The 11,787-nt window shown below is 69.3% G+C and carries 11 protein-coding genes; all 11 read left to right on the top strand.

The genetic code is table 11. The annotated features are described in order from the left end of the window. Nucleotides 1-21: 21 nt before the first annotated feature. Complete coding sequence (locus tag AB0H83_RS29690; RefSeq protein WP_360100247.1) at nt 22-771, top strand: alpha/beta hydrolase; 750 nt, start codon at nt 22-24, stop codon at nt 769-771. Then, complete coding sequence (locus AB0H83_RS29695; protein WP_360100250.1) at nt 768-1,835, top strand: GntG family PLP-dependent aldolase; 1,068 nt, start codon at nt 768-770, stop codon at nt 1,833-1,835. Before AB0H83_RS29690 ends, AB0H83_RS29695 begins: the two co-directional genes overlap by 4 nt. Before the next feature lie 170 nt (nt 1,836-2,005). After that, nucleotides 2,006-2,593, top strand: a complete 588-nt coding sequence (locus AB0H83_RS29700) for a hypothetical protein (RefSeq protein WP_360100253.1) — start codon at nt 2,006-2,008, stop codon at nt 2,591-2,593. 309 nt (nt 2,594-2,902) lie between these two features. Next, complete coding sequence (locus AB0H83_RS29705; RefSeq protein ID WP_360100256.1) at nt 2,903-3,409, top strand: hypothetical protein; 507 nt, start codon at nt 2,903-2,905, stop codon at nt 3,407-3,409. Between the two features lie 90 nt (nt 3,410-3,499). After that, nucleotides 3,500-4,312 carry an HNH endonuclease gene (locus AB0H83_RS29710; protein ID WP_360100259.1) on the top strand — a complete coding sequence of 271 codons (813 nt, stop codon included), beginning with the start codon at nt 3,500-3,502 and terminating at the stop codon, nt 4,310-4,312. A 97-nt stretch (nt 4,313-4,409) separates the two neighbouring features. Further along, complete coding sequence (locus tag AB0H83_RS29715; RefSeq protein WP_360100262.1) at nt 4,410-5,654, top strand: hypothetical protein; 1,245 nt, start codon at nt 4,410-4,412, stop codon at nt 5,652-5,654. A 170-nt stretch (nt 5,655-5,824) separates the two neighbouring features. Further along, nucleotides 5,825-6,463 (top strand): hypothetical protein, encoded by a 639-nt coding sequence (locus tag AB0H83_RS29720; protein WP_360100265.1) that lies wholly within the window; start codon nt 5,825-5,827, stop codon nt 6,461-6,463. Between the two features lie 854 nt (nt 6,464-7,317). Further along, entirely contained in the window at nt 7,318-7,899 is a 582-nt protein-coding gene (locus AB0H83_RS29725) for a hypothetical protein (RefSeq protein WP_360100268.1), read from the top strand. A 19-nt stretch (nt 7,900-7,918) separates the two neighbouring features. Beyond that, a complete protein-coding gene (locus AB0H83_RS29730) occupies nt 7,919-8,320 on the top strand; it encodes a hypothetical protein (protein WP_360100271.1) in 402 nt (133 codons plus the stop codon). Beyond that, nucleotides 8,317-9,024: a hypothetical protein gene (locus tag AB0H83_RS29735; RefSeq protein WP_360100274.1), complete on the top strand. Its 708-nt coding sequence runs from the start codon at nt 8,317-8,319 to the stop codon at nt 9,022-9,024. Before AB0H83_RS29730 ends, AB0H83_RS29735 begins: the two co-directional genes overlap by 4 nt. A 731-nt stretch (nt 9,025-9,755) precedes the next feature. Next, nucleotides 9,756-11,723 carry a hypothetical protein gene (locus AB0H83_RS29740; RefSeq protein ID WP_360100277.1) on the top strand — a complete coding sequence of 656 codons (1,968 nt, stop codon included), beginning with the start codon at nt 9,756-9,758 and terminating at the stop codon, nt 11,721-11,723. The last annotated feature ends 64 nt before the right edge of the window (nt 11,724-11,787 follow it).

The raw sequence follows: 11,787 nt of genomic DNA on the forward strand, positions 1-11,787 counted from the left end.
ACCCGTCCGCCCGCCAGCCGGATGGCGGCCAGCGTCGGCGGGACCGGAGGGCCGGTGCATGATCGGCGCGGTACCGGTTCACCGGTGGTGCTGCTGCACGGGCTGGCCTCCACACACCGGTGGTGGGACCTCGTCACCCGCCATCTGCCCCGCCGCCGCCTCCTGCGCTGGGACCACCGCGGGTTACACGACTGCGTCGTGGCAGGGCACAGCATGGGCGCTGCCGTCGCCCTGCAACTCGCCGCCCGTCGCCCCGACCTCGTCGCCAGCGTCTGCTGCGTCGAAGGTGGCCTACCCGACCCGCGGACACTGTTCGGCGAAGACTGGAACACCGCCCATGCGCTGATGCGCTACGACCGGCGGACCGAACCGACCGCGGCAATCCTGGCTGCCTGGGTACGCGGTGCCGAACTGCCCGACACGGCGCTGCCTGCCGTGCTCGCCAACCACCAGCCTGCGCCCGAGCCCGGCCGGCTGCGGCTGCGACTGGACCAGGGCGCCGAGACCGGCCTCGCATACAGCGTGTGGTGCCAGCGTCCCGCAGGGCTGCTCGCCAGGATCAAGGTTCCGGTGACCGCTGTCCTGGCACGTCCCAAGAGTCCTGCACAGCTGCACCGGCTGGAGGCGGCGCTGCGCAGCACCGTCGACCAATCCGGTCGGCAGGTGCATACCGTCTGGCTCGACGGCGGCCATGACCTGCCGTTACAACACCCGGCCCGGATCGCCAGCCTCATCAAAGACCTCGCCGACCGGACCTGGAGCGGGCCATGACTCTCCGCGTCGACCTGCGCAGCGACACCGTCACCCGCCCGAGTGCCGGCATGCGCCGGGCCATCGCCGAAGCCGACGTCGGCGATGACGGCTACGGTGAGGATCCGACGGTGAACCGGTTGCAGGCCAAGGTTGCCGAGCTGTTCGGCCACGAGGCTGCGCTCCTGCTGCCGACCGGCACGATGAGCAACCAGGTCGCCGTCCAGTCCCTCGTCGCCTCCGGCCACGAACTGCTGACCGATACCGACGCGCATCTCGTCACCTACGAGGCTGGCGCGGCGGCAGCCGTGGGGGGCATCTCCACTCGCACGTTCACCGCCCCAGGCGGCGTCCTGGACCCGGCGGCCGTCGCGGCGCAGATCCGCAGCGGCGTCTACTTCACCGTGCCGACCCGCGCGATCGGTGTCGAGCAGACCGGCAACCGGGCCGGCGGGCGAGTCCACCCAGTCGAGGTGCTCGTCGAGCTGCAGGCTGTCGCAGATGCGGCCGGCGTCGCGGTGCACTGCGACGGGGCGCGGATCTGGAACGCGCACATCGCCGCCAGCGTGGCCCTGCACGAGTACGGTCGGCTGTTCACCACCATGTCCGTCTGCCTGTCCAAGGGCCTCGGCGCACCAGCAGGATCGCTGATGCTCGGCTCCGCAGAGCTCGTCAACCATGCGCGGTGGGTACGCAAACGCCTCGGCGGTGCGATGCGGCAGGCCGGGCTTCTCGCCGCAGCCGGCATTTACGCCATCGACCACCAGCTGGCCCGGCTCGAGGACGACCACCACCGCGCTGCGGCGCTCGCCGAAGCCCTTCAGCCGTACGGCGTCGTCGATCCGGCGGACGTGCACACCAACATCGTCATGCTCGACGTCGACCGGGCCGGTTGGACCGCGGACGCCTACGCTGCTGCTGCCACCGCCCGCGGCGTACTGTGCTTCGCGGTATCCGCGAGACAGGTACGCCTCGTATGCCACATGGACGTCACCGACCAGCACCTGCAGTACGCTGTCGCAACGCTCACCGACCTACTGGCGGCGCAAGCAAGGGCGTCAGACCCGGCGCTACCGTCCAACTGACGAGTTGAAGGCCTTCGGCGTGCGCCACCTGGCTAACCCTGGCCAACTACCGAACGTCGGCTCGCCGCATCAGGATCGAGCGCATGAACCTGTTGCCACGGGAGCTCCCCACCGGACGGTGGGGAGAACAGTTCGACGTCGATGTCGTAGACGGCCTGCTCGAAGCCGCGATGACCGCCAACGACTGCGTCCAGGCGTTCGCGGCGGCGCACCACGCCGAGTTCGCCAGCAACCAGCAGATCCATGACGCGGAACTGGTCGGCGAACGCACCGGCTCAGCGGGCGTGCGAGCGGCCAGTGCCAGCGAACGGTACAGCGCGATCACCGACTACGCCGACGCGCTGCTGCGTCTGTGGGCCCGACAGGCGCTGCACCTGGCGCGGATCGCCGCCGCTGTAGCGCACACCCTGCACACCGGCGACGCCCGCATCGGCGCCGACAATCTTCGGCTGGCCGACGTTGCAGCGGTCTCAACGTTGTACGTCACGCCACACCTTCTGGCCGCTCCACCATTCCCAGCTGACAACCCCAGCCTCGATGCGCCAACTGCGGCCTCTCTTGCCGCGGCACATCAACGGGTGTCCGCCGCGCTTCGCGTCGCCGGCGAGCACAACACCCCACCCCACGTGTTCGACGCCGACCTGCCAGACATCAAGGAGAGCATCACCGCGCTCGGCCTGCTGGACCTGGCGGAGGCGCTGCACGACTACGGCGCTCATGCACTATGGCTGGTGGCGACCCACACCGTCGCCCGCTGACTGCCGAACCTGGGCGCAGCGTGGCCGACCGCTGCCGACGTGATGACTGCCTGGTGGACACGACGGTGGTACGGCGCGTGCAGCCGCACTACCTTCACGCACACCGACAAAGTCGGTGCCGCAGGCCTGGTCGCTGAATTTGGACGAGCTTGCCGATGACCTCGTTGCATCACGGTTACCTCGATGCGCGAAGATCGTAGGATGCAGGACCCAGCCACCGGGCTCGTGCCGCACACAGTTGCACTAGCTTCGCACGTCCGGCATGTGGGCCTATCGATCGACGTTCACCAGCAGAGTGGTTACGGTCACGTGGGCGCCATCCTCGTGGACGCGATTCTGCAGGCTGGTATGCGATACGAGACGGTGAACGCCCGAGCGCGCCAGTTCCGCTCCGACCAGCCAGATGCGGACACAACAAGTGGTCTGTTGGCACTCGGCGGCCCAGATCGTCTACGCGAGATGCTCAAGTGGCCCGGCAAAAAGCCGGACCGCATCCATCGACTTGCGCTCCACCTGGCCGCCCACGGCGTCGATACGGTCGAGCAACTCGCGGCCTTCGTCAGCAACCGCGACAACGTCATTGGACTCCGTGCGATAAATGGTGTGGGTCCGAAGACCGCGGACTACCTGTGCATTTTGGCTGGCACGTCTACTGCAGCAGTCGATGTTCATCTTCGTTCGTTTGCCGCCGACGCCGGCTTGCCGGATCTCTCATACGCCGACTTGCACAGCTGCTACCTGGGTGCCGCTGAGCGCCTTGAGGTGGATCCTCGGGACCTGGATCGTGCGGTCTGGAGGTATGTCTCGGGTCGTTAGAACAACGACCGCAGTGAGGCCCGATCGGGCACCCCAACGGGACGACAGCAGGTGCAGTCGGTGAGTGCCGAAAGGACAGGCAGTGATGCGATGAGCGAGTACGTCTATCCAGTCAATGAGAGCGACCCGGAAGCGTGGGGGTACGACGAGGGTGTACTCGACATGTTTCGAGCCGTCCGACCGGGCGACATTGCAGATTGGCACCTGGGCAGCAGCTTCCGCCTGCTGAAGGCCGGCGACGCGATCTGGGTGTATGCAGGCGTTCCGTACTCTCGGATCGTCGCGCGCGGCGTTGCCGTTGATGATCCTCGCTGGTCGGAAGCCCATACCTGTTGGCGGATCTACATCCAGTGGGATCCGCAGACGACCAGGCAGCTCCTCTCCGCCGCGACGCCGCCCGAGGTCCTGTCCTCCTCGCCGCGGACCGTACGTACGCTCGACTCGGCCGAAACCGGCCGGATTCAGGACTGGCTCGATGCCGTACGTGCACCGCGACCGCAGATACTGCCGAAGTCCCGCATCCGGAGACTCCAGCAGGTACTGGACCGACAAGGCCAACCGGCATTCCGGGCCGAGCTCATGAAGGCCTACCACGGACGGTGCGCGATCAGCGGCTGCGACGTCAGCGACGTGCTCCAGGCCGCCCACATCGACCCAGTCGCCGGCGGCGGACGTGACCACGTCAGCAACGGCCTATTGCTACGTGCGGACCTGCACAACCTCTTCGACAAGACGCTCATCTGGGTCGACGGCCGCAACCGCGTCCGCGTAGATCCAAGACTCAAAAGCTCCGAGTATGCCCAGTTCGATGGAGTATCGCTACGCCAGCCGAGCGGATCCGCGAGCCGACCAGACAAGGAAGCGCTCCGTCGTCACCGAGAGCGGAGCCTCAGCGCCTCGTAGCTGCCGCTAGCCGGCGCTCGCCACAGTGAGTCCTCCCGACTAGCGACGAGTCCCGACGTTGCGTAACTCGCTCACGGCAACCCGGACGAAACTATCCATGCTGCTGTTGGCGCTTCGCGGGCTAGGCTTGCGGATCGTGCCCGTTGACAAGACACTGCGCCAACTTCAGCAGGCGGTCCGCAGTCCGTCCGAGCCCGACCCACATGACCGGATGTACCTCGAGCTTCCCGCGGACCTAGCCGGAGAAGTGCGGCGGGGACTCGTCCTCAACGGTGTGGCAAAGGCGCTGCTGAAGCAGGCCATTGATGAGGTCGGACGCGATCTTCGACTTGAGCACCTTCAAGACGTCAAGAGCCTCCTCCACCGGTTTGTCGCCGAGGCATCGGTCGACCGGAAGACCGATCACGTTGCTGCCTTCATGCGCGAGCACGCTCGGGAGCTTGAGAGCGCCGACTGCGTCCTGACGCTCCTCCATCTGGAGGTACCTGAGCGTCTGGAGATCGCAGGCACGGTGCTTCTACCGCTGGGTCACGAGCTCGTACCAGCCGTCCCGGAGCTCACCACGGAACTGAACTGCACGGCCTATATCTCGGTTCCGTGCAGGGGCACGAACTACCCCAACATGGCCGAGCGGGCCAGGAAGCAAGCCATCCATGCGCTGGGTCTTCTGCGCGCCGGTCTAGAACAGCAGAACGTGTATCACCCATGGCAGCTCCGGTTTCGTCTTGGCGAGCGGTACGCGTTCGCGGATCGCCTCGCGGGTTGGACTCGGCAGACTGACTCGGCGTACTCCGTAGCAGTAGATGGCCAGACTGCTGAGCGTCTGGCGACGTTGCGGTTCATGCGGGTACCCGCGGTGCCGGCGAACGATCTTGATCGACGAGCGCTTCTAGCTCTGACCTGGATTGACCGCAGCCTCGTGATGCCCGACCGGCTCGTCGCCATGCTGTTTCAGTTCTTCGCGCTCGAGGCCATCCTGGGTGATAAGGCCGAGGGCCGGAAGTCATTGGGGCTGGCCTTCCGGCGCACCATGCTCGGTCACGTGGTGAGCGGTGGATGGCCGGCCCCGGAGCACATCTATTACCAGTACGAGGACGTCCGGTCAGCCGCCGTGCACGGCAGTGAGCCCCCCGTCGTCACTGACCAGCAGGCCAGGCGCTTCGGCCACGACGTGATCCGAACCCTCGACGAGTTCCTGGCGTTTGCCGAAACCCACGGATACACCAAGCGTGCACAGGTGCTGAGTGCGTTAGCCTCGCACGAGGACGCGCCGCGGGTGTTGGAACACCTTCGAGCCCGCGACCCGGAATGGAATGACTTCGAGCATCGCGCTGACCGCTAGGGATCGTAAGCACGGGCTGGGAACTGCGCCCGAAGTCCACAGCTGAGCTCGGTTCTCGCGACTATGCCCTGCCGGCGGATTGCGATCGATCGTGCAGTGGTGCCGCTGCCACCGGACCACACGAGCCAGTACCTACTGCGCTGCATCCGGCACGGTCGACCGTCAAGCGCGTGAACACGCACTTGGACACCTGTCTGGCCGGCGTGTGGGGTATCCGCTTCGAGGGCGGCCTCGTCGACCGGCTGCTCGACGCGGCGACCGCGGCATGCGACGCCGCCGACGCGGCCATGGCGGCGCAGCCGGCCGCCGAGCACGCGGCCCGGCAGGTCATCGCCGCCAAGCGGGCGCTGAGTCGCGGTGACCGTACCGCCGTGGCATGGGTCGCCGCCCAGCAACGGCAGATCCTGAGCGGGACCTACCTCACCGAGCTGACCGAGCAGTGGAGTGTGCAAGCGCTGCATCTGGCGCGGGTGGCTGCGACAGCGCTGAACATTGTTGCCGTCGATCCAGGTGCCGCGATCACCGCACGGCAACTCGAGTTCGGCGTCCTGGTCTCCGTCGCCGCGCTCGAACATGACCGCGCCGTGGTCCCTCCACCGCCACCTACACGACGGGACCGCGGTGCGGCTGCTCGTCCGTCGTCGCCGTTGGTGGTGGCGTATCAGCGAGTTGCCGACGCCGCCGATGGGCATGCGGCACACCAGCTCGTGGCATGTGGTGCGACGAGTTCAAGCGGTCTCGTCAGTGGATGTTGGCGGCTGCGCTGCACGGCTACGGGATCGTGGCGTCGGCGCAGGTTGCGCTGGTGACCTCGACATTGGAGAGTCGCAGCGCGACGCCCTGGGCTGAGCGCCAGCACGGGATTGACCTGCGGTGATGCGGGCGAGGTACACCACCACGCACGCGGTCACACATTCCGCAGCGGCGTCCGGCGCGGCAGTGTCGATCACGTGATCGCAGCGGGAGCGTCCGCGTCGCGGTAGCCGATCTGGCTGCTACGGGGGATGGCGGCCGCTCCTCTGGCATGACGACCCGGTCGTGCTGGGCCACCGGGGCCCGGCCGGTCGCCCCAGCCGCCCGTCGCCCTGACGGCAGCGATCCGGCCCGCGCGGGGCCTGCCCTCCCCGGCGTCCCGCGCGGGCAGCCCACACAGTTCCGCACACCAGCGGCCGGCGTCCCGGTCGCGCTGCGAGACGTGCTCGCCGCGGCGATTTCCGCCCGTGCACAGCGGTCCGCGTCACCCACACGCCAATCCGACCAGCGAATGGAGCGAATAGTGGCCCCCAGCGCGCACCACCGAGTCGCACGGCCCGACGCCGCAACCTCGGTGCGCCTGGGCGTAGCTGCGCCGACGGTGGTCGTGCCCCGTGAGTTTGGCGGCGGCAGCACCGCCGAGCGAGTGTGGTTACGTGCGGCGACGATGCCGCTGGGAACCTGCCTCATCGGTGCCACGTCCGCCGATGGCGGTGTCGGCCGGTCGACAGTCGTTGCCGCACTCGGCGGGGTCCTCGCCCTAGCTGCCGCTGGCCCGGTTCTGGCAGTGGACACGACCAGCCGTCCGTGGAGCGGCCTGACGGCACGCACCGGCCGCGGTGAGGGCACCATCTGGGACGCCGTCCAAGCCCAACAGGCCGGTCCTACCTGGCAGGGATTCGCACCAGCGGTGCAGTGGACGCGGCGCGGCCCGACCGGGCTGCACGCGCTCACCGCCGAACCGCAGCGCACCTCCTCGCGCCGCCCGCCGGCGTTCACCGAGACGGTGCGGGTGATCAGCGCGCTCGGCCCGCACACCAGCGCAGTCCTGGCCGAGCTGCCGCCCGCCGACGTACGGCCCGTCTGGGAGTACCTCAGCATCGTGACCTGCCCACTGCTGGTCGCCCGGGCCAGCGTGGACGGCGTCCGTCACGCCCTGCACCTGCTGTCCCAGCTGCGTACCGCCGGACTGGGTGCCGTCGCCGACCGCACGGTCCTGGCCGTCGTGGCCAGCGTGCCGAAACCGTCCCGTGACGTCCGCGCGGCCTGTCATCAGGCCTCCGAGCGTGTCGCCGCGTTGATCCCAGTGCCCTGGGACGAGCACCTCGCCCGGCCTGAACCCGTCGACGTACGCCGTTGCCGCCGCATCACCCGCCGCGCCCTCGTCGAGCTCGCCGCCGCCTGCCTGCCACCGAAGCCGCTCGACGGCGGCGACCAACAGCCCATTTCCGCAACCGCGCCCAGCGGTGCCAGCGGCATGCCCACCCCTTGATGTGAAGGAGTTGATGTCGATGTTGTCCTACGCGGGGGCGTGGATCGCAACGGCCATCACCACTGGCGTTCCACAGTGGACACTGAAGCTCGCCCCGACGCCGACGCCGACTCCCACCACGGGGACGGACACCGGTGGCGGGTTCGACTGGAAGCGGGTCAAGCCCGATCCGGGCGCGGTGCCGAACACCGACATCTTCTACACCCTGACCAACGCCACCCTCTACATCGGCATCGTCGCCGCCGTCTGCGGCCTGATGGCCGGTGTCATCGCCTTCGGCGTCGGCCCGATCTTCGGCGCCCACGTCGTGAGCGACAGGGGCAAGAGCATGATGTGGAAGGCCGGCCTGATCGCCATCATCGTCGGCTGCGGCGCCTCCACGATCGCCTGGCTGATCCAGGCGTCGGCGGTCAAGCAGTGACCGGGTTCAAACCAGCCCGTCCGGCGCGCACCGGTTGGCCGAGGCGGCTGCTCACCGTTGTCGCGGCTCTGGCTGTCGGCGCGGTGCTGCACGCCTGGCTGCGTCCGCCTGCCCCGGCGCCGGCCCCGGATCTCGTCGCCGCTTCCGGCGATGGGATCCGGGTGGTCGACGGGGTCCCGGTCGGGTTCCCGGCGACGCCGCGCGGCGCCGGCGACGCTGCCGCCCGGTTCGAGGTGGTGCTGTCGGCGGCCGGGTCGTTGCCCCGGCAGGACGGGACCGCCCTGATCCGGCGGCTCTACCCGGACGTCACCGACGCCGACGTCGTGCAGCTGCTGCCGACGTTGCCGCGCGAACAGGCTGGCGGTATCTGGCAGAGCACGACGGTTCGGGTCTGGGCCGAACGCGCCGACGACACCGCCGCGACCGTGCCGGTCGGCGGGACAGTGCGGGTGCAGACGCTGATGGTGTCGCTGTTCGGGCCCGGCACCGACGGGATGACCGGCGTCGGTGACGGCGGGCCGGCCGGTATGTGGATGGTCCATGACCTGACCATGCGCTGGACCGATAACGGGTGGCGCCTCGCCGATGTGCAGAGCCCCGTGCCGGTGCCGCCGCCTGACGTCGCCGGGACCGTCCGTGACGGCACACCCCGCGACGGGCAGCTCCTCGCCCGCGTCCTGGGCCCGGACAGCTGGGGGCCGTGACCATGCCGACAACCATGTCCTCCGCCACGCCGATGCCGCGCAACACCGCCGGACCGGCACTGGCGGCCATCCGGGCTGTTCGAGGAGGCCGGCGGCAGCTGCCGTACCGGGTGATCGGCACGCTCCTCGCCGCAGCGGTGTTCGTCCTGATGGCAGGGCAGCCGTTGACTGCGGGCCCGTCCCGGGCTCTCGCTGAGCTGCTCGCCGACCGCACCGCTACCGGTCACAACGGTGTGGGCAGCGACCCGGTGCAACTGCACACCGCCGGACCCATGGCCGCGGGCGCTGCCGGTCTACGGCTGGCCCGGATCCGTCGCGTCGTCACCCCGGCGACACGGTCGCGGATCGGTGGCGTGCCGCCGCGGCGGCGCCGGCGTTGGCTGCCCGGACGTCCGGCCGGCGATGCGACGCGGTCGCCTGCCCCTATGGCGCGGCGTCGGGTGCGGCGATGGCGGCACCGGTTGGTGACTTGCATAGCTGTGGCCACCGGCCTGTTGCTGATCCCGGCGGCGGCGAGCGCCGATCCGACTCCGGCCCCACCGTCACCGACCGCGCCGGCGCAGGCACCGACTTCGGGCGCGTGCGGGGGCGGGGATGTACCAGCCGGCCAGCAGCGATGGTGCTTCGGGTGGGTCGACTACACCGCGAACCCGCCGAAGAACTCGGTGTCGCACTGGACGACTGCATGCAGCCGCACGAAGACTCCGGACGAGCTCGCGGCGTGCCGGACAGTGTCGTTCGAGTTCGCGAGCAAACCGAAGGACGGTTCCCGCGCCACCCTCGCCGACGTCCCGGCCGGGACCGCGCCGGTGAAGGACATGGTCGGCTGCGACAAGTTCAGGCTCGCCGCTGCGGCCGCCGCCGGCAAGGGCGGTCAGATCGGCTTTCAAGAGTCGCAGATCTGGTTGGGCATGGCCGGTCGCTGCGACGCGATCGCCGAGGCGTTGCTGCCTGCCCTGGGGGCCACGGTCGCGCCGCCGCCGCCCAAGGTCGAGAAGCAGTGCGACACCCTCGACCAGCAATGCAAGATCGAAAAGGCGGTCGACGGCGCCGTCCAGAGCGGCATCGATGCCGGCATCCAGGGCGTGATCAGTCTGATCGTGCAGGGTGTCGCGATCCTGCTGTCGAAGCTTGCCTCGCAGGTGTTCACGCAGACGTCGATCGGCGCACCAGACGACGCCTTCTACCTGGTCTACAACTCCACCGCCGGGATCATGTTGATCTTCGTCTTCGTGCTGTTCATCATCTCGGCGATCATCAACACGCTCCGGTTCAGCGGCGGGCCGGGCCCGCTCGCCAGCGTCGGCGGGCTGGTCCGCGCCGTCATCGGCATCGTATTTGCCGGTGGGATCGCCTGGCTGATCGTCACTGCCTGGGACGAGGCGACCAACGCCCTGCTGGAACAGAACAACAGCACCCCATGGGACGCATCCGTGTGGATCACCGCGCTGACGAACGCGTCCGGCGGCGCCGGCACCGGGGCCCTCGCGCTCGTTGCTGGGCTGTTCTCGCTGGTGGGGCTGCTGTTCCTGTTCATCATCATGCTGTTCCGGGGCATGCTCACTACCGCGGCTGCCGTGTTCGGTGCCGTCGCAATGGCCGGCCAGGCGTCGCATGAGACCCGCTCCTGGGGTCGACGCTGGTTCTGGACGATCAATGCCCTGGCCATGTCGAAGTTCGCCATCGCCGCGCTGTGGATCTACGGCACCCGGGCGGCGTACGGGTCCGACGACATCACCACGATCCTGCAAGCGGTACTGATCATCTGGCTGATGGTGCTCGCGCCGGGCATTCTGCTGCGGCTCACCGCGATCTGGGACGGCTACCTCGCCGACGCCAACGGCCGCGGGTTCGCCACCGCCGCCGCTGCAGGAATCGGCAACTTGGCCGGCAGGGCCGCGGACTCGCTGATGGATCGCGGCAGCGGCGGCGGAGGCGGAAACGACGGGGGAGACGCCGCCGCGGTGATGGCCGACAACGTCGCCGACATGGACAACACCGGCAGCAGCACCGACACCGACGACACAGCAGTCGAAGGCGTCACCGAGACCGCCGGTGAACTGACCGAAGACGCAGAGACGAACGAGTCGGGCGAACCGGTCGGTGCCGTCGACGGCAAGGGCGGACCGGCCGCCGGCGACGACGGAGGCGGCTCAGCGAACAGCGACGAAGCCGACGCGATCGGTGACAACGCCGCCGGTGCCCAGACCGATGTCGCCGCAGCCACCCACGACCTTTCCGGCGCCGGGAAGGACGACGACCAGGACAACGACGGCAGCGGTGTGCAGGTGCCGAGCGATCCGACCGGCGAGAGCGGCACCCAGCAGACACTCGGCTCAGACGGCACCGCCACCACCGGCGCTGACGACCTGAACGCGACGAATCCTGCTGACCCATCGGGGCCGGAGGAAACACCGTCGGGGCAGTCGGGTGGCGCAGACGACTCGCCCGGCCTGCCCGGTGCTGGCGATGACTCCGGGTCGGCCGGGTCCGACACCGCCGACCCGAGCGGTGGCTCGCCATCCATGCAGCCCGGCCTGTCCTCGGCCGGCGCGGACGGCGGTGGCGGGTCCGAAGGCGGCGCCGACGCCGGTGACGGGCCCGACGCCTCCGGCGGCGAACCCGCCGTCGGCGAGGGCGCGACCGGAGCCGGGGGCGGTGCGGGCGGGTCCAGTGCCGCAGCTGCGGCAGCGGTCTGACCGCAGCTGAGCAGCCGCAGTCACCGGTCCGTACCGGCCAGGCCGACGCCGGGTCACTGCCAGT

It is taken from the genome of Dactylosporangium sp. NPDC050688 (assembly GCF_040654515.1).
Lineage (GTDB): Bacteria > Actinomycetota > Actinomycetes > Mycobacteriales > Micromonosporaceae > Dactylosporangium.

What these genes read in the sequence shown, in the direction of transcription:
- AB0H83_RS29690 (WP_360100247.1), top strand. Translation starts at nt 22, where the DNA reads ATGGCGGCCAGCGTCGGCGGGACCGGAGGGCCGGTGCATGATCGGCGC.
- AB0H83_RS29695 (WP_360100250.1), top strand. Translation starts at nt 768, where the DNA reads ATGACTCTCCGCGTCGACCTGCGCAGCGACACCGTCACCCGCCCGAGT.
- AB0H83_RS29700 (WP_360100253.1), top strand. Translation starts at nt 2,006, where the DNA reads ATGACCGCCAACGACTGCGTCCAGGCGTTCGCGGCGGCGCACCACGCC.
- AB0H83_RS29710 (WP_360100259.1), top strand. Translation starts at nt 3,500, where the DNA reads ATGAGCGAGTACGTCTATCCAGTCAATGAGAGCGACCCGGAAGCGTGG.
- AB0H83_RS29715 (WP_360100262.1), top strand. Translation starts at nt 4,410, where the DNA reads ATGCTGCTGTTGGCGCTTCGCGGGCTAGGCTTGCGGATCGTGCCCGTT.
- AB0H83_RS29730 (WP_360100271.1), top strand. Translation starts at nt 7,919, where the DNA reads ATGTTGTCCTACGCGGGGGCGTGGATCGCAACGGCCATCACCACTGGC.